At 70.7% G+C, this 16,212-nt stretch carries 18 protein-coding genes and 1 riboswitch; of the genes, 11 read left to right on the forward strand and 7 right to left on the reverse strand.

Going from position 1 to position 16,212, the window contains the following annotated elements; all coding sequences use genetic code 11:
- Positions 1–30: 30 nt before the first annotated feature.
- The 3 genes from ABS73_RS10855 to ABS73_RS10865 are packed head-to-tail and all read right to left on the reverse strand — an operon-like array spanning position 31 to position 3,680.
- Positions 31–627, reverse strand: a complete 597-nt coding sequence (locus ABS73_RS10855) for a response regulator transcription factor (RefSeq protein WP_277019526.1) — start codon at positions 625–627, stop codon at positions 31–33.
- A 54-nt stretch (positions 628–681) separates the two neighbouring features.
- Positions 682–3,186: a hybrid sensor histidine kinase/response regulator gene (locus ABS73_RS10860; RefSeq protein WP_277019524.1), complete on the reverse strand. Its 2,505-nt coding sequence runs from the start codon at positions 3,184–3,186 to the stop codon at positions 682–684.
- Positions 3,187–3,221: 35 nt separating this feature from the next.
- Positions 3,222–3,680, reverse strand: a complete 459-nt coding sequence (locus tag ABS73_RS10865; protein ID WP_277019523.1) for a putative pterin-binding protein — start codon at positions 3,678–3,680, stop codon at positions 3,222–3,224.
- Positions 3,681–3,971: 291 nt separating this feature from the next.
- Between ABS73_RS10865 and ABS73_RS10870 the strand changes: the two genes are divergently transcribed.
- A complete protein-coding gene (locus ABS73_RS10870; RefSeq protein WP_277019521.1) occupies positions 3,972–4,763 on the forward strand; it encodes a Rossmann-fold NAD(P)-binding domain-containing protein in 792 nt (263 codons plus the stop codon).
- Here the strand turns inward: ABS73_RS10870 and ABS73_RS10875 are convergent, their stop codons facing one another.
- A complete protein-coding gene (locus ABS73_RS10875) occupies positions 4,764–5,978 on the reverse strand; it encodes an FAD-binding domain-containing protein (RefSeq protein WP_277019520.1) in 1,215 nt (404 codons plus the stop codon).
- Between the two features lie 109 nt (positions 5,979–6,087).
- A riboswitch (TPP riboswitch) is annotated at positions 6,088–6,190 on the forward strand.
- Between the two features lie 53 nt (positions 6,191–6,243).
- On the opposite strand from ABS73_RS10875, the gene thiD reads away from it, so the two are divergent.
- The 10 genes from thiD to ABS73_RS10925 are packed head-to-tail and all read left to right on the forward strand — an operon-like array spanning position 6,244 to position 13,562.
- Positions 6,244–7,077 carry a bifunctional hydroxymethylpyrimidine kinase/phosphomethylpyrimidine kinase gene (gene thiD / locus ABS73_RS10880; RefSeq protein WP_277019518.1) on the forward strand — a complete coding sequence of 278 codons (834 nt, stop codon included), beginning with the start codon at positions 6,244–6,246 and terminating at the stop codon, positions 7,075–7,077.
- Complete coding sequence (locus ABS73_RS10885) at positions 7,070–8,029, forward strand: FAD-dependent oxidoreductase (protein WP_277019517.1); 960 nt, start codon at positions 7,070–7,072, stop codon at positions 8,027–8,029. The genes thiD and ABS73_RS10885 overlap by 8 nt, the downstream gene beginning before the upstream one ends.
- Complete coding sequence (thiS, locus tag ABS73_RS10890) at positions 8,019–8,216, forward strand: sulfur carrier protein ThiS (protein ID WP_277019515.1); 198 nt, start codon at positions 8,019–8,021, stop codon at positions 8,214–8,216. The genes ABS73_RS10885 and thiS overlap by 11 nt, the downstream gene beginning before the upstream one ends.
- 3 nt (positions 8,217–8,219) lie before the next feature.
- A complete protein-coding gene (locus tag ABS73_RS10895) occupies positions 8,220–8,981 on the forward strand; it encodes a thiazole synthase (protein ID WP_277019513.1) in 762 nt (253 codons plus the stop codon).
- Positions 8,978–9,574 carry a thiamine phosphate synthase gene (locus tag ABS73_RS10900; RefSeq protein ID WP_277019512.1) on the forward strand — a complete coding sequence of 199 codons (597 nt, stop codon included), beginning with the start codon at positions 8,978–8,980 and terminating at the stop codon, positions 9,572–9,574. The genes ABS73_RS10895 and ABS73_RS10900 overlap by 4 nt, the downstream gene beginning before the upstream one ends.
- Positions 9,571–10,542, forward strand: a complete 972-nt coding sequence (locus ABS73_RS10905) for a HesA/MoeB/ThiF family protein (RefSeq protein WP_277019510.1) — start codon at positions 9,571–9,573, stop codon at positions 10,540–10,542. Before ABS73_RS10900 ends, ABS73_RS10905 begins: the two co-directional genes overlap by 4 nt.
- Positions 10,539–11,471, forward strand: coding sequence for an ABC transporter substrate-binding protein (locus ABS73_RS10910; protein ID WP_277019509.1), 933 nt, complete (start codon positions 10,539–10,541; stop codon positions 11,469–11,471). The genes ABS73_RS10905 and ABS73_RS10910 overlap by 4 nt, the downstream gene beginning before the upstream one ends.
- Positions 11,468–12,145, forward strand: coding sequence for a TenA family protein (locus tag ABS73_RS10915; protein WP_277019507.1), 678 nt, complete (start codon positions 11,468–11,470; stop codon positions 12,143–12,145). The genes ABS73_RS10910 and ABS73_RS10915 overlap by 4 nt, the downstream gene beginning before the upstream one ends.
- Positions 12,142–12,840: an ATP-binding cassette domain-containing protein gene (locus ABS73_RS10920; protein WP_277019506.1), complete on the forward strand. Its 699-nt coding sequence runs from the start codon at positions 12,142–12,144 to the stop codon at positions 12,838–12,840. The genes ABS73_RS10915 and ABS73_RS10920 overlap by 4 nt, the downstream gene beginning before the upstream one ends.
- On the forward strand, positions 12,828–13,562 hold the full coding sequence (locus ABS73_RS10925) for an ABC transporter permease (protein WP_277019504.1): 735 nt from the start codon (positions 12,828–12,830) through the stop codon (positions 13,560–13,562). Before ABS73_RS10920 ends, ABS73_RS10925 begins: the two co-directional genes overlap by 13 nt.
- A gap of 18 nt (positions 13,563–13,580) precedes the next feature.
- Here ABS73_RS10925 and ABS73_RS10930 read toward each other — a convergent pair whose 3' ends face one another.
- From ABS73_RS10930 to ABS73_RS10940, 3 genes are read right to left on the reverse strand one after another with little or no spacing between them, the layout of a single operon-like run.
- Positions 13,581–14,354, reverse strand: a complete 774-nt coding sequence (locus ABS73_RS10930) for a MetQ/NlpA family ABC transporter substrate-binding protein (protein ID WP_277019502.1) — start codon at positions 14,352–14,354, stop codon at positions 13,581–13,583.
- A gap of 30 nt (positions 14,355–14,384) precedes the next feature.
- Positions 14,385–15,059, reverse strand: coding sequence for a methionine ABC transporter permease (locus ABS73_RS10935; RefSeq protein WP_277019501.1), 675 nt, complete (start codon positions 15,057–15,059; stop codon positions 14,385–14,387).
- Positions 15,049–16,095 (reverse strand): methionine ABC transporter ATP-binding protein, encoded by a 1,047-nt coding sequence (locus ABS73_RS10940; protein WP_277019499.1) that lies wholly within the window; start codon positions 16,093–16,095, stop codon positions 15,049–15,051. The genes ABS73_RS10935 and ABS73_RS10940 overlap by 11 nt, the downstream gene beginning before the upstream one ends.
- Positions 16,096–16,212: the final 117 nt, after the last annotated feature.

Here is a 16,212-nt window from a genome sequence, read left to right on the forward strand (position 1 = left end):
ACGCGGCGCATGCCAGCGCAAATCCGGCCCTTACGGATGAAGCGCCCGATCCTGCGCCAGCATCGCGGCCTGGGGGCGGTTGCGGGCGCCCAGCTTGCGGCACAGGGTCTTGACGTGCAGCTTGATCGTGACCTCCTGGAGGTTCAGATCGTTGGCGATTTCCTTGTTGGACTTGCCTTCGCACAGGCCCGACAGCACCTCTGATTCGCGCTGCGTCAGCCCGTCGGCGGGGCGCGACGGGGCGGCGGCCATCAGGTCATAGGGCGCAAACACGCCGCCCGCGGCGATGAACTGGATCGCCGCGGCCAGCGACTTGGCCGACAGGGTCTTAGGCAGAAAGCCCCGCGCCCCCGCGTCCAAAGCCTGCCGCGCCACCGCCGGAGAGGCAGAGCCTGTCAACATCGCCACAGGCCGCGCGCCCATGGCGGCACGCATCCGCGACAGGCCGTCCAGCCCCGGCATGTCGTAATCAAGCAGCACCAGATCAAAGGGCGCATCATCGGCCACCCGGTCCAGCGCCTCGTGCAGCGAGCTGACGCCCGTGACATCCTCGAACCCTTCGGCGGTCAGAAAGGCGCAGACGGCCTCGCGCACGAGGCTGTGGTCATCGGCAAGCAATATCCTCATGTCATCCTCGCTGCTGTCGGGCGGGCCTCGGGACCGCCCATGCGCCCGCCCATCTTACGGACCGGCGCCCGCCTGTCGACGCGGTTCAGCCTCCGGCACGACCGTTTCGGGCGCATAACTGTCAAGCATTTGCCGAAACTTGCGCAGATCTGCGGCAATCTGACCGCTGGCGCATCCCGCGGTCAGGTCACGTTCCAGCGCGATCAGACCTTGATGCATCTCGGCCAGCCCCAGCACCGCCGCGCTGCCCGCAAGGCGGTGCGCCAGGGCGGCGCCGCCCCCGTCTGACAGCTGGTCCAACCCCTCGCGCAGCTCGGCCACGATACGCTGGCGCAACGACCCCGGATCGCGGCCCGATGCCACAATCAGGGCATCCAGATCATCCGCAGGGGGCGCGGGCCGCAGCCCTTCGATCATCGAGACCAGATCGGCGCGCGACAGCGGCTTGACCAGGGCGCGGTCCATGCCCGCCTCGCGAAAGCGGGCCAGATCTTCGGGCATGGCATGGGCGGTCAGGGCGACGATGGGGCTGTGCCGGTTGGCCCCCTCGGCCCGGATTTGGCGGGCGGCGTCGATGCCGTTCAGGCGGGGCATGCTGATATCCATCAGGATCAGGTCGAACCGCTCATCCTGCGCCATCTGCACGCCGACCAGGCCGTCCTCTGCCTCAAGGACATGGCACCCCTGCCGACGCAGCATCTCCCGGGCGACCAGGCGGTTGATAGCGTTATCCTCGACCAACAGGACCTTGAGATCGCCCGAGGCCACCGGGGCAGGCGCGGGCAGGTCGGGACGCTGTGGCTGGGCCTTGGCTGGCGGCAGATGCAGGCCGACACGGAATGCCGTGCCCTGCCCCGGCTCACTGGCCACGTCGATCTCTCCGCCCATGGCATCGACGAGGCCCTTGACGATGCTGAGACCCAGCCCCGTCCCCTCGACCTTGCGGTCAAAGGTCGACCCAAGGGTGACGAACTCGTCAAAGATGCGGCCCAGATCCTCCTCGGGGATGCCGATGCCGCTGTCGGTCACGCGCAGCTCGATCTGGCCCGGAGGGCCGGTGCGGTCCAGATCGACCCTGATCGTGCCGTTCTCGGTGAACTTGATCGCGTTCCCGACCAGGTTCACGACGATCTGCTCCAGCCGTGCGGCGTCACCCACCACCAGGCCCTGATCCGCCCCCTGACAGTCCAGTGTCAGGCAGTTGCCCGCCGCGCGCGCCTGCGCCTGAAGGCCATCCACCGCCGCCGCCACCACCGCCCGCAGATCCACCGGCGCCGCCGCCAGGACCAGCCGCCCGCCCCGCGCCCGCGACGTGTCCAACACGTCGTTCACATGGCCCAGCAGCATCCGGCCCGAATGCTCCATCGCCTGCAGATACTGGCGCTGGCGGTCGTCCAGCGGGGTCAGGGACAGCAGGTCCAGAAGGCCCAGGATGCCGTTCAGGGGGGTGCGCATCTCATGGCTCATGACGGCGATCATGCGGGTCTTGGCCTGCTCTCCGGCAACGGCGCGGTCGCGGGCCTCGATCATTTCCGCCTCCTCGGCGGCGCGGCGCGACACGTCGCGGACAAAGCCCACCAGCAGCGGCCCATCCTCGCCCTCGGCGACCGAGATCGACACCTCGACCGGGATGATCCTGCCGGATTTGTGCCGCGCGGTCGCCTGGATGATGTCGGGGCCGCCATCGCGCGGGCGGGCGCGCCGGTCGCGCACCTCGGCCAGCAGCGCGCGCACCGCCGCGCGCTGATCGCGGGGGGTCAGCAGATCGACCATGTCGCTGCCCATCGCCTCGGCCGGGGAATAGCCATAGATGCGCTGCGCGGCGGCGTTGAAGCCCAGGATACGCCCATCGGGTCGGGCCACCAGAATGGCGTCGATCGACGCCTCGAACAGCGACTGCATCCGGCTGCCGACGGCTGCGATGCGGCGGTTGCGTGTATCCGCGGCACGCACCATCAGCGACAGGATGACCACGCTGAGGGCCAGCACCAGAAACAGCGGCACGACCAGCAGCGACAGCGTGGTCATGGCCCGGGCCACCCCCTCGCGGCGTTCGGCGGACTTGTCTGCAAAGATGCGCACCCCCTCCAGCGAGACGTGCCGGATTTGCGCAATGCCCGGACCCATCGCTGCGCCCATTACGGGCAGGGCCGCGCGCAGGGTGGCGTCGTCGCCGTCGATCGCCGGGATCTGGGCGTCCAGCATGGCCTGCAGCCCGGCCAGCGCCTCGGCCATGCCGGGCTCATTGCGCAGCCGCTGATAGGTGCGGCCGCTGCGCAGGGTTTGGATGCGCGGATAGAAGATGTCGAAACGACGGCGCAGATCGCGGGCCAGCGCCGGATCACCGGTGGTATCCACCTCCATCAGCAGGATCGCACGCTGCAGGGCCAGGGCCTCGACCTCGGACTGGGCCAGGAACCATTGGGTGCTGTCCGTGGCGGCGGTGCCCATCTCCTCGATCTGGGCGCGGGCATCCTCCTGCAGGGTCCAGACGGTCACCCCCATCGCCAGGATCACCAGCGCAAAGACCGCGGGCAGCAGCCGGACGCAGCATCGCATGCGTGGCACCTGCACATCCCTGCCCACGGCGTCGATCATCTGGACACCGACAGCCGGTCCAGTTGCCAGATGCTGCGGGAATAGACGACCTCGGACTGCAGAGCGGCGTCCGAATCATAGGGATAGACCACCCAGAGCGGCCCCTTGTCGCGCACGGACATGACCTGGCCGTCCACGTGATAGGCCACGATCGGGTATTCGGCGGTGACCTCGTCCACAGGGATCTGGACGGCGTAATCGTTGATGGCGGTGGCGGCGACGACCCCGTCGGTGATGCCCGCATCGTCCAGCAGCGCCTGCAGCGGCACGCCGGTGAAGGTCGGCGACCCTTCGGTCCAGATGGTCGAGGTCGCAAAGCTGACCGCGCCCAAGGCCTCCAAAGCCGCCAGGTCATAGCCGCGGCTGCCCTCGGGCCCCGTGACGGTCAGCATGGGTTCATCCGCCAGGGCGGGGCCGGTCAGGGCCAGCAGCAGGGAGAGGGTCAGTCGCTTCATCGGTAAGCCTCATGATGCAGGGTTTGGACAGCCCCCAGTCTGGCACGCAGACCGTCCCCGGCGGTCGGAGCGTCGCATAGTGTCCTATCCGAAAGGATAGTTTGCCACGGAAAGCTTTCTAAAATCCTAGCGATCGCGGCCCGCTGGAGGGCGTCCTATCCGATCGGATAGGGGCTATCCCTTCGTCGTGATCAGCTGCGCCTTTTGCACCCCGCCACCATGCTTCCGACAGCGGGACCGGCGGGGCGCGATCTGCCACAAGGGGGCAAGACCGCAGCAGGAGTGACGATCATGATCCACCAGCTTCCCCATCAGGCCTTCCGCCCGGCCCTGTCGGTGCGCCCGCTTCCGGTGATCTCGGTCCTGGGGCTGGGCCGGCAGGGGGTGATGACCGCGGCCATGCTGGCCGATCTGGGCCATCATGTCATCGGCGTCGATGTCGATCCCGACCGGGTCGAGATGCTGGCCCAGGGCCGCATCGCCCATATCGAACCCGCCCTGGCGGCGCTGGTCCGTCGCGGCGTCCTGGTGGGGCGCATCCAGGCATCGGACGACATCCTGCCCGCGGTGCTGGCCAGCGACGTGACCATCGTGACCGGCGGCTGCGACATCGCCGAGCCGGGCCAGAGCAGCTGCCACGCCCTGCAGGCCACCGGGCGCACCCTGGGCCAGATCCTGGCGCTGAAGGACGGGTTCCACGTCGTCATGCAGCAGGCGCCGGTCCTGCCGGGCACCATCCGCGGGGTCCTGCAACAGGCGATCCAGCAGGTGTCGGGCCTGACGGCGGGCCGCGATTTCGGCATCTGCCACTGGCCGGCGCGCCCCTCGAACAGCCCCGTCGGAGGAGAGATCCGCATCCCCTCGGGCAATGTGCTGGGGGTCGGCGACCGCCGGACGGCGTTGCGGATCGGCGCGATTCTGGCGCAGCTGGGCGTGCAGCCGACCGTCACCTCGATGGAGGTGGCCGAGATGGCCGGCCATGTCGGCTTTGACGCGCCCGAGGCACCGGGTCGCGACGCCCCGGCCCATCGCGGCGCGCCGATGCTGGACGCGCTGGCGGGCCTGTGCGGGGTTCCGGCCTGATCAGACCGGGATCAGCCGGTCCAGCAGGGCCGGTATTTTCTGACCGACCTTGAAGAACCCCGCCGTGGCCAGCGGCCAGACCGCCGCGTCCCAGTCCCGGCGCGCCTCGGACAGCACGATGCCCTGCGCCGCCAGATGGTGCCGCGCCGCATCCAGCCAGTCCCGCACCGGCCCATGCGTGACAAAGGGCGTCGCGATCTGCGTCACGCCCGCCCGCAGCGCCCACTGCGCCAGGCCCGCGGGGTCCTCCGCCGGCAGCGGATCGGCCCGCATCCCGGCCCGTGCCGCCGCATCCGCCAGCGCGACCGCATCAAAGGCCAGCACCCCCTCCGACACCGCCAGCGGCGATCGCAGATGACCCGCCGACAGCGCGACCGCCGCGCGGATGTCCAAGCCCTGCGGCAGCACATCCCCCGGACAGCAATCGTCATCGGTGATCAGCAGCGCCGTCGGGCGCCCCGGTTCGGGCGGGACGACCCTGCGCAGCGGTTGCGTGGGCGGCAGGCCATCCGGTTCGGTCGCCTCCAGCCCCTGCGTGACGGTGGCCAGATCGCCGGGCGCCGGGGCAAAGCGGCCGCCGGTCAGCCGGGCGATGTTGTCGGCCTGCGCCTCATAGGGCTTGCCGCGCGTGTGCAGGCCCGCCACCCACCGCCAGCTGAGCGTGTTCGACGCCGCATCGCCGTCCAGCAGGTGGCGCAGAAAGAAATCGGCCCCCACCCGCCACGGCAGCCGCAGCGTGAAGATCCAGATCGAGGCGAACCACATCCGCGCGTGGTTGTGCAGATAGCCCGTGGCGACCAGCTCTCGCGACCAGGCATCGAAACAGTCCAGCCCGGTGCGCCCCTCCTGCGCGCGCAGGACCGCATCGCGCAGCGCATCGTCACGCTCCAGCGCCGCCAGATCGGCGCGCAGCCCCCCGCGATAACTATCCCAGACCTGCGGGCGCAGTTCCAGCCAGCCCTTGAAATAGCTGCGCCAGACGACCTCCTGGATGAACTTGGCGGCGCGGTCGGGGCCGTGGGCCGACAGGGCTGTGGCGATCACCTCGGGCTCGGTCAGCAGGCGGCGGCGCAGCCAGGGCGACAGGCCCGACACGTCACGATGCAAGCCAGGCCCGTGATCCATGTTGCGCGCTTGGGCATAGCGCAGGCCCATGCGCGGCTGGAATGCGCGCATCCGCTCCAACCCCGCCGCGCGGGTCGCCGTCAGTTCCATGTCCACCACCCCCTATCCGTTCGCGCGCAGCATATCCCGCGGGCGGGGCGCGGCAACGCGGCGCGGTGTCCCCCCTTGCGGCCCCTGGCGGCGGCGTCTAGGCTGACCGTGCAAACCGTTGGGGTGTCCCGTCACAGGGGCTGAGAGGCGACAGCCAACCCATCGAACCTGATCCGGGTCATACCGGCGGAGGGAACGGTGCAGATGCTTGCGGCCCCATGCCGCCTTTTGTCCCCCCATACGCCCGGTCCCTGCCCCGCCAGCCATGCGGAGGGACGACGTGACTGCACCCATTGCCCTGACCATCGCCGGGTCCGATTCCGGCGGCGGCGCCGGGATCCAGGCGGATCTCAAGACATTCTCGGCGCTTGGCTGCTATGGTGCCAGCGTGGTGACGGCGCTGACCGCGCAGAACACCCGCAGCGTGGCGATGGTCGAACCCGCCAGCCTGGCGATGATCGCGGCGCAGATGCGCGCGGTCTTCGACGATCTGGACGTGCGGGCGGTCAAGCTGGGCATGCTGGGCGGGGCTGACGCGATCCGCACCGTCGCGCAGGGTCTGGAGGGGTGCGGCCTGCCCGTGGTGCTGGACCCGGTGATGGTGGCCAAGTCGGGCGACCGGCTGCTGCCCGATGAGGCGATGGCCGCGCTGCGCGGGCTGCTGCCCCGCGCGACGCTGCTGACCCCGAACCTGCCCGAGGCCGCCTGCCTGCTGGACTGCGCCCCCGCCACGTCCGAGGATCAGATGGCCGACCAGGCTGCGGCGCTGCGCGATCTGGGTGCGGGGGCGGTGCTGATGAAGGGTGGCCATGCCGACGGCCCCGTCTGCACCGACCTGCTGGTCACCGCTGCGGGCGTCACCCGCCTGACCGCACAGCGACAGGTGACGCGCAACACCCACGGCACTGGTTGCACCCTGTCGGCGGCCATCGCGGCGGGCCTGGCGCAGGGCATGGACCTGCACCGGGCGGTTGCGCGGGCGCATCGCTATCTGCAGGGCGCGATCGCGGCGGCCGACGGGCTGGGCGTGGGGTCGGGCCACGGGCCGGTGCATCATTTCCACGCAGTCTGGCCCCCTGTCGGATGTCATCATGGCTGACGTGACCATCATCGGCGCCGGCGTGGCGGGCCTGTTCGCGGCTCATGTCCTGGCCCTGCGCGGGATCACGCCGCGCATCCTGGACCGCAACGGGCCGCCGGGGCCGCATGGCTGTTCCTGGTGGGCGGGCGGCATGCTGGCGCCCCAGTGCGAGGGCGTGACCGCCGAGCCCGTCATCACCCGCTTGGGACAGGACGCGGCGCGGGCCTGGTCCGCCGTCACGCCCGTCACCCATCGCGGCACGCTGGTGGTGGCGCTGGACCGCGACCGGGCGGAGCTGGCGCGCTTTGCCCGCCGCGCGGGCGACCACCAGCCGTGCGACAGCGCCACGCTGGAGCCGGACCTGCCGCCCCGCCCGGGCCTGTTCTTTCCGACAGAGGCGCATCTGGACCCCCGCCGCGCGCTGACCGACCTGCTGGCTTGGCTGGCAGTACGCGGCATCACGGTCGAACGGGCCGAGGCCGATCCGCAGGACATCCCCGGCCCGGTGATCGACGCGCGCGGCCTGTCCGCAGCCCTGCAGGGCCTGCGAGGCGTGCGCGGAGAGATGGCCGTCCTGCACGCCCCCGAGATCACCCTGACGCGCCCGGTCCGCCTGCTGCATCCGCGCCACCCGCTGTATATCGTGCCGCGCGCGGACGGGCTGTTCATGCTGGGCGCAACCCAGATCGAAAGCGCCAGCCGCGCGCCCGTCACGGCACGCTCCGTGCTGGAGCTGCTGTCGGCCGCCTATGCGCTGGACCCGCGTTTTGCCGAAGGCTCGGTCATGGAGCTGGGCACCGACCTGCGCCCGGCCTTCGCCGACAACATCCCCCGCGTGACGGTGCGCGGGCGGGTCCTGCATCTGAACGGGCTGTTCCGCCACGGCTATCTGATGGCCCCCGCGCTGGCGCAACAGGCCGCCGACTATCTGACCGACCGCATCAAGGGAGAACTGATCCATGAGGATTGAGGTCAACGGCACCCCCCGCGACATCGCCGCCACCACGCTGGAGGCCGCCCTGATTGAGCTGGGCTGGCGCGATGCCCGCGTCGCCACCGCGCTGAACGGGGATTTTGTGCCCTCATCGGCCCGCGCGGGCCAGGCGCTGCGCGACGGCGACCGGCTGGAGGTTCTGGCCCCCATGCAGGGAGGATAGGCGATGCGTGATTTCTATGGCGTGACGCTGCCCAACGCGCTGATGCTGGGCACGGCGCAATATCCCTCTCCGGCGGTGCTGGCCGATGCGTTCCGGGCCAGCGGTGCGGGCGTGGCCACCGTGTCGCTGCGCCGCGAGGCGGGTCAGGGCCAGGCCTTCTGGTCGCTGATCCGCGATCTGGGGGTGCGCGTGCTGCCCAACACCGCCGGCTGTCACAGCGCCCGCGAGGCCGTGACCACCGCCCGCATGGCGCGCGAGCTGTTCCAGACCGACTGGATCAAGCTGGAGGTGATCGGGCATGCCGACACGCTGCAGCCCGACCCCTTCGGCCTGCTGGAGGCCGCGACGGTGCTGTGCGCCGAGGGCTTCCAGGTCTTCCCCTACACGACCGAGGACCAGGTCCTGGCCGCGCGCCTGCTGGATGCGGGCTGCAGGGTGCTGATGCCCTGGGGCGCGCCCATCGGGTCGGGTCTGGGGCTGAACAATCGCCACGGGCTGCGCATGCTGCGCGCGGCCTTTCCCGACGTGCCCATGGTGATCGACGCAGGCCTGGGCCTGCCCAGCCATGCGGCGGAGGCGATGGAGATGGGCTTCGACGCCGTCCTGCTGAACAGCGCCGTGGCGCAGGCGGGCGACCCGGTCGCCATGGCCCGCGCCTTTGCCCTGGCGGTGCAGGCGGGCGCGCTGGCCCGCGACGCGGACCCGATGGGCGTGCGCGACATGGGCGTGCCCTCCACCCCCCTGATCGGAAAGGCCTGGTTGTGATGCTGCCGCGATTCTATCCCATCTTTGACGATGCTGCCTGGCTGGCGCGCGCCCTGCCCCTGGGCGTGCGACTGGTCCAGCTGCGGCTCAAGGACCGGGCGCCCGACGATCTGCGCGATCAGGTCCGGCGCGGGCTGGCGCTGGCCCGCGCGCATGGCGCGGCGTTGGTGGTCAACGACCACTGGCAGATCGCCATCGACGAAGGCGCCGACTGGCTGCATCTGGGCCAGGAGGATCTGGACGGGGCCGACCTGCCCGCCATCCGCCGCGCCGGGCTGAGGCTGGGCCTGTCCACGCATGACCACGCCGAACTGGACCGCGCACTGGCGCTGTCGCCCGATTACGTGGCGCTTGGGCCGGTCTGGCCCACAATCCTGAAACAGATGCGCTGGCACGAACAGGGGCTGGACCGCGTCACCGAATGGAAACGGCTGGCGGGCGACGTGCCGCTGGTGGCCATCGGCGGCCTGACCCCCGAACGGGGCGCGCAGGCGCTGGCGGCGGGCGCGGATGTCGTGTCAGCGGTCACCGACATCACCCTGAACCCCGACCCCGAGGGTCGGATGCGCGACTGGCTGGCGGTGACGGCATGAGCCGCTATGCCCGCCAGATGGTCTTACCCCAGATCGGGCCGCAGGGTCAGGACCGGCTGGCGCGGGCGCATCTGCTGGTGGTGGGAGCGGGGGGGCTGGGCTGTCCGGCGCTGCACTATCTGGCGGCGGCGGGCGTAGGGCGCATCACCCTGGCCGACCCCGATTGCATCGACCAGACGAACCTTCACCGCCAGCCGCTCTATCGCACTGACCAGATCGGCCAGCCCAAGGCGCAGGCCGCCGCCGCCGCCCTGGCCGCCCTGAACCCCGACGTGCTGGTGACCCCCGTTACCGACTGGCTGACCCCGGCCAATGCCCCCGCGCTGGTGGCCGGGGCCGATCTGGTGCTGGACTGCGCCGACAGCTTTGCGGTCAGCCTGACCCTGTCGGATGCCTGCGTGGCGGCGGGGCGGCCGCTGATCACCGGATCGGCGCTGGCCCTGTCGGGCTATGCGGCGGGCTGCTGCGGCGGGGCGCCCAGCCTGCGCGCGGTGTTCCCCGACCTGCCGCTGCAGGCCACCAGCTGCGCCAGCGCGGGCGTTCTGGGGCCGGTCGTGGGCATGATCGGCGCGCTGCAGGCGCAGATGGCGCTGGCCGTGGTGCTGGGGCTGGACCCGCAGCCCCTGGGGCGGCTGGTCAGCTGGGATGCGGGCAGCTGGCGGATGGGCGGGTTCCGCTTTGACCGCGCACCCGAGCCCGCGCACCCCCTGCCCTTCATCGCCTTTGGCCAGGTCCGCCCCGACGATCTGCTGATCGACCTGCGGACCGAAGCCGACCCCGTCATGGGCGCGCGCCACCTGCCCCCCGACCGCATCGCCGAACTGGACCCCGGCCCCGCACCGCGCGTGGTGCTGGCCTGCCGCACCGGGCTGCGCGCGCAGAATGCGGGCCAGCTGCTGCAATCCCGCTGGCCGGGGGACATCGCCCTGCTGGCCCTGACCGATGATGACCTGAAAGGACGCCCATGAAGACCCTGACCCTGTCGCTGGCGCTGCTGGCCCTGCCCGCCCATGCCGACACAGAACTGACCGTGATGCTGGACTGGTTCGTGAACCCCGACCACGCCCCCATCGTGCTGGCCCAGGAGCTGGGCTATTTTGCCGACGCCGGTCTAGCCGTGCAGGTGGTGACGCCTGCGGACCCCAACGATCCGCCGCGCATGGTGGCGGCCGGGCGCGCCGATCTGGCCGTCAGCTATCAGCCGCAGCTGCACCTGTCGCGCCATCAGGGCCTGCCCGTCACCCAGGTCGGAACGTTGGTCGAGACGCCGCTGACCTGCCTGGTGGTGCTGGCGGACAGCGGCATCGACACCCCGGCTGATCTGGCGGGCCGCCGCGTGGGATTCGCGGTCGCGGGCGTGCAGGAGGTGATGCTGGACGCCATGCTGGCCGATGGCGGGCTGGCCCCGGACGACGTGGAACAGATCAACATCGGCTGGTCGATCGCGCCGGCGCTGATGTCGGGACAGGTCGATGGGGTGATCGGCGCGTTCCGCAATTTCGAGCTGAACCAGCTGCGGCTGGAGGGGTTCGAGGGTCGCTGCCTCTACCCTGAGGCCCACGGCATCCCCGCCTATGATGAGCTGATCTATCTGGCCGACCCCGCCCGCATGGACCCCGCCGCCATCAGCGCGTTCCTGGAGGCCACCGAACGGGCGACGGCCTTCATCAAGAACGACCCCGATGCCGCCTGGCAGGCGTTTTCCGCCACCGCCGCCGAATTGCGCACCCCCCTGAACGAGGCCGCCTGGCACGACACCTGGCCCCGTTTCGCCAGCCGCCCCGCGGCGCTGGATGCGGGCCGCATCCAGCGGTTCGAGGCGTTCCTGGCCGACCGCGGCGCGACGTCCGGCGGGCTGCCGCTGTCCGACCTGGCCATCGACGTGAACGCCCCATGAGCGCCCCGGATTACGGTCGCGCCTTTGCGCTGTGGCGGCAGGCGGCGGACCCCCATTGGGACGCCTATGTCGGCCACGCCTTCGTGCGTCAGCTGGCGGGGGGAACCCTGCCCCGCGAGAACTTCCTGCATTACCTGCAGCAGGATTACGTGTTCCTGCTGCATTTCGCGCGGTCCTGGGCGCTGGTCTTTGCCAAATCGGACCGGATGTCGGAAATGGCGCTGGCCTCCTCCATCGCGCACGGGTTGCTGAACGGAGAGATGCCGCTGCATGTCGAGATCTGCGGCCGCGAGGGGATATCCGAGGACGCCCTGCAGCAGACCCCGGAATCGCCCGCCAACATGGCCTATACGCGCTTCGTGCAGGCCACCGGCTATGCGGGCGACATGCTGGACCTGCTGGCGGCGTTGGCGCCCTGCGTCTTCGGCTATGGCGAGATCGGGCTGATCCATAAGGACAGCGGCGGGCCTTACGGCGAATGGACCGCGACTTATGGCGGGGCCGATTACCAGCGGGTCTGCCACGATGTCGGCGCGCTGATCGACGGCGCGCTGGAGGCGCGGCTTGGCCCCGACTGGCCCTCCCTGCCCCGGGCCGAGACGCTGGCGCGGCACTTTACCCAGGCCACCCGGCTGGAGGTCGGGTTCTGGCAGATGGGCCTGGACCGGACATGATCCGCGTCTTCGGCGATCTGTGGCTGGAGGACCGCCCCCTGGCGCGCGGGCTGGACCTGACCTGCGCGCCGGGGACCTGGACGGGCATCCTGGGCGCGTCGGGGGTGGGCAAGTCGACCCTGGGGCGGATCGTGGCGGGCCTGCCCGTTCCGGCCCGCCTGCAGGGGACCGCCGATGTCTCAGGCGCCGTCACGCTGATGGGGCAGCAGGATCAGCTGCTGCCTTGGGCCAGCGCGCTGGACAATGTCACCATCGGTGCGCGGCTGCGCGGCCAGCCCCCCGACCGGGATCGGGCCCGCTCCCTGCTGGCGGAACTGGGTCTGGCCGGGCTTGAGGGCCGCCGCCCCGCGCATCTGTCGGGCGGCCAGCGCCAGCGCGTGGCCCTGGCCCGCACCCTGATCGAGAATCGCCCCGTCATCGTCCTGGACGAGCCCTTCTCGGCGCTGGATGCGGGCACGCGGGCGCAGATGCAGGACCTGGCAGCGCGTCATCTGGCGGGGCGGACGGTGATCCTGATCACCCATGACCCGCTGGAGGCCGCGCGCCTGTGCCACCGTGCCGTCCTGATCACCCCCGCGGGCAGCCGCGCCTTGCCCCTGCCCGCCACCGCGCCGCCCCGCGCGTTGGACGACCCGGCGGTGCTGGCCGCGCAGGCGGCGCTGTTCGCGACATTGGTTCGGCCATGCGCGGTGTGAGCCTGGCGCTGGTGCCGCTGATCGCGCTGGCCCTGTGGCAGGGGGTGGTCTGGGCTGCGGGCGTGCCGCCCTTCATCCTGCCGGGGCCGTTGCGGGTCGCGCAGGCGCTGGCGAGCAATGCCGCGATGCTGGCAGAACAGGCGCGGTTCACGCTGGCCAATCTGGCGATGGGGATGAGTGCCGGGATCGTGCTGGGGGTCGTGACCGCGATCAACCTGGCGCTGTCGCCCGCCGCGCGCTGGCTGATGCGGCCGATGCTGGTGGCCGCGCAGGCGGTGCCGGTCTTTGCACTGGCCCCGGTCCTGACGCTGTGGCTGGGCTACGGCGCGCCCAGCAAGGTGGTGATGGTGGCGCTGGTGGTCTATTTCCCGGTGGCCTCGGTGCTGTTCGACGCGCTGATGCGCCCGCCGCCCGCGCTGGCCGATCTGGCGCGCGCGATGGGGGCGCGACCGTGGCGCGATCTGGTGCTGATCCGGCTGCCCCATGCGCTGCCCGCGCTTGGATCGGGGCTGCGGCTGGCGGCGGTACAGGCGCCCTTTGCGGTGATCGTGGGGGAATGGGTCGGCTCCAGCCGGGGCTTGGGGCATCTGATGCTGATGGCCAACGGGCGCGGCCAGACCGACCTGATGTTCGCCGCACTCGCCCTGCTGGCGGCGATGGGACTGGCGCTGTTCGCCTTGGCGGGCGCGGTGCAGCGCCTGACGGAACGGGGCCGCGGCTGAACCGCGGCCCCTTATGCGTCACCAGGAGGTGATGACCGCGCCTTCGTATTTCTCGTCGATGAAGGCCTTGACCTCGGGCGACTGATAGGCATCGACCAGGGTCTGGACCCAAGGCTCGGCCTCGCGGCCTTCCTGCACGACCAGGATGTTGACATAGGGGCTGTCGGCCTTTTCCATCGCGATGGAATCGCCACGCGGCGACAGGCCCGAGGCCAGCGCATAGTTCGTGTTGATGATCGCGATATCGGCATCGGCCAGCGTGCGGGGCAGCTGCGCCGCGTCCAGCTCCAGGAACCGCAGCCCCTTGGGGTTGTCGGCGATGTCCAGCGGGCTGGGGACCAGGCCCGTGCCCTCGGTCAGGGTGATGATCCCCAGATCCTGCAGGATCAGCAGCGCGCGCCCGCCATTGGTCGGGTCATTGGGGATCGCGACCTGCGCGCCCTCGGGCAGATCGGCCAGATCCTCGATGCGGTCGGAATAGACGCCCATCGGCGTGGTGATCGTGGTGCCGACCTCGACCAGGCCAAAGCCGCGGTCGTTCATCTGGTTCTCCAGATAGGGGCGGTGCTGAAAGCTGTTGGCATCCAGATCGCCATCGGCCAGCGCCTGGTTCGGCACGACATAATCGGAAAATTCGATGACCTCGATGTTCAGGCCCAGGGGGGCGGCGACCTCGGCCACCTTCTCCATGATCTCGCCATGTTCGCCGGGAGAGACGCCGACGGTGATGTCCTCGGCCATGGCGGCGGTGGACAGGGCGATGGCGGAAACGAAAGTTGTCAGACGCAGCATGGGATTTGTCCTTTCTTGTCTGCGGAAAATTCAGGCGCCGCGGTTGCGGGGCGCGCGGCGATCGACGCGGGCCGCGATCCATTCGCCAAGCGACTGGACCAGCTGCACCAGCACGATCAGGATGACGACGACGGCGGCCATGACCTCGGGCATGAAGCGCTGGTATCCATAGCGGATGCCCAGATCGCCCAGGCCCTGCCCGCCGACCGCGCCGACCATCGCGGAATAGCCGATCAGGCTGACCACGGCCAGGGTCAGGCCCAGGGTGATGCCGGGCAGCGCCTCGGGGATCAGCACCTTGCGGATGATCTGGAACGGCGTGGCGCCCATGGCGCGGGCGGCCTCGATCAGGCCCTGATCCACCTCGCGGATGGCGTTCTCGACCAGGCGCGCGATGAAGGGGACCGCGGCCAGGGTCAGCGGCACGATGGCCGCGTTCGTCCCGATCGAGGTGCCGACCACCGCCCGCGTGAAGGGGATGATCGCCACCACCAGGATGATGAACGGCACCGAGCGCGTGGCATTCACCACCAGCCCCAGCACCTTGTTGATCCACGGCGCGGACAACAGCTCGCCTCGCTGCGACGTGGCAAGGAACACGCCCAGAGGCAGCCCGCCCAACGTGCCCAGGATCGCCGAGATGGCGACCATGTACAGCGTCTGCATCGTGGCGTCCCACAGGATCGGGATCAGGTTAGCGGACATGGCCCAGCACCTCCGTGGTCAGACCGTGTTGGCTCAGGAAGGCGCGGGCCTGATCGCCCCGGTCATGGGGGACGGAAATCAGCAGATTGCCGAAGGGCTTGGTGCCGATCTCCTCAATGGTGCCGCCCAGGATGTTGGCGCTGATGCCCAGATCGGTCGCCAGCCGCGCCAGCATCGGGTCGGTCGCATGCGCGCCCGCGAATGTCACGCGGATCACCTGATCGCCCGGCGGATCGGCCTGCAGCCGCGCCGCGACGAAGGCGGGCAGCGTGGCCCCGGTCACGCCCGACAGGAACCGCCGGGTGGTGGCGTGCTGGGGCCGGGCAAAGATGTCATAGGTGGCCCCGGATTCCACGATGCGCCCGGCCTCGATCACCGCCATGTGGCTGGCGATGTCGCGCAGCACCGCCATTTCGTGCGTGATCAGCAGGACGGTCAGCCCCAAATCGCGGTTGATCTGCGCCAGCAGGTCCAGGACGGTCTGCGTGGTCTCGGGGTCCAGCGCGCTGGTCGCCTCGTCGGACAGCAGGACCTTGGGGCCGGTGGCCAGGGCGCGGGCGATGCCCACACGCTGTTTCTGCCCGCCCGACAGCTCTGCCGGATAGCGGTCGGCCAGCGGGCCCAGGCCCACCTGGTCGATCAGCTGGTCGACGCGGGCGCGGATCTGGGCGCGCGGCGTGCCTGCGACCTCCAGCGGCAGGGCCACGTTGCCGCGCACGGTGCGCGAGGCCAGCAGGTTGAAGTGCTGAAAGATCATCCCAACGTCGCGCCTGATCGCGCGCAGCGCCCCGCCCCGGGCCGCGCCCACGTCATGGCCCGCGACGATCACCCGCCCCTCGGTCGGCCGCTCCAGCCCGTTGACCATGCGCAGCAGGGTCGACTTGCCCGCGCCGGACCGGCCGATGACGCCGGTGATGCTGCCCGTGGGCACGTCCAGCGTGACATCGGCCAGCGCCGTCACCTGGCCGCCCGCCTTGGGATAGGCCTTGCCCACGCCCTGGAATGAGATCGCCGCGCCCTGCGCCGTGCCGGTCATGATGCGTCCCCGAATGGCCTGTCGAAAGTCAGGGCGCGGTCCTGCCCGAAAGCGCCGCCGGGCGAAACGCCCGTTCGCCCCGCCCCGCGCCGGAAGGAACGGCGCGCAGGGGCGGCG

The organism is Paracoccus sp. SCN 68-21 (genome assembly GCF_001724535.1).
Taxonomy (GTDB): Bacteria; Pseudomonadota; Alphaproteobacteria; order Rhodobacterales; family Rhodobacteraceae; genus Paracoccus; species Paracoccus hibiscisoli.

Coding starts and splice junctions, on each gene's coding strand:
- ABS73_RS10855 (WP_277019526.1), bottom strand. CDS start 627: ATGAGGATATTGCTTGCCGATGACCACAGCCTCGTGCGCGAGGCCGTC.
- ABS73_RS10860 (WP_277019524.1), bottom strand. CDS start 3,186: ATGCGATGCTGCGTCCGGCTGCTGCCCGCGGTCTTTGCGCTGGTGATC.
- ABS73_RS10865 (WP_277019523.1), bottom strand. CDS start 3,680: ATGAAGCGACTGACCCTCTCCCTGCTGCTGGCCCTGACCGGCCCCGCC.
- ABS73_RS10870 (WP_277019521.1), top strand. CDS start 3,972: ATGATCCACCAGCTTCCCCATCAGGCCTTCCGCCCGGCCCTGTCGGTG.
- ABS73_RS10875 (WP_277019520.1), bottom strand. CDS start 5,978: ATGGAACTGACGGCGACCCGCGCGGCGGGGTTGGAGCGGATGCGCGCA.
- thiD (WP_277019518.1), top strand. CDS start 6,244: ATGCGGAGGGACGACGTGACTGCACCCATTGCCCTGACCATCGCCGGG.
- ABS73_RS10885 (WP_277019517.1), top strand. CDS start 7,070: ATGGCTGACGTGACCATCATCGGCGCCGGCGTGGCGGGCCTGTTCGCG.
- thiS (WP_277019515.1), top strand. CDS start 8,019: ATGAGGATTGAGGTCAACGGCACCCCCCGCGACATCGCCGCCACCACG.
- ABS73_RS10895 (WP_277019513.1), top strand. CDS start 8,220: ATGCGTGATTTCTATGGCGTGACGCTGCCCAACGCGCTGATGCTGGGC.
- ABS73_RS10905 (WP_277019510.1), top strand. CDS start 9,571: ATGAGCCGCTATGCCCGCCAGATGGTCTTACCCCAGATCGGGCCGCAG.
- ABS73_RS10910 (WP_277019509.1), top strand. CDS start 10,539: ATGAAGACCCTGACCCTGTCGCTGGCGCTGCTGGCCCTGCCCGCCCAT.
- ABS73_RS10915 (WP_277019507.1), top strand. CDS start 11,468: ATGAGCGCCCCGGATTACGGTCGCGCCTTTGCGCTGTGGCGGCAGGCG.
- ABS73_RS10920 (WP_277019506.1), top strand. CDS start 12,142: ATGATCCGCGTCTTCGGCGATCTGTGGCTGGAGGACCGCCCCCTGGCG.
- ABS73_RS10925 (WP_277019504.1), top strand. CDS start 12,828: ATGCGCGGTGTGAGCCTGGCGCTGGTGCCGCTGATCGCGCTGGCCCTG.
- ABS73_RS10930 (WP_277019502.1), bottom strand. CDS start 14,354: ATGCTGCGTCTGACAACTTTCGTTTCCGCCATCGCCCTGTCCACCGCC.
- ABS73_RS10935 (WP_277019501.1), bottom strand. CDS start 15,059: ATGTCCGCTAACCTGATCCCGATCCTGTGGGACGCCACGATGCAGACG.
- ABS73_RS10940 (WP_277019499.1), bottom strand. CDS start 16,095: ATGACCGGCACGGCGCAGGGCGCGGCGATCTCATTCCAGGGCGTGGGC.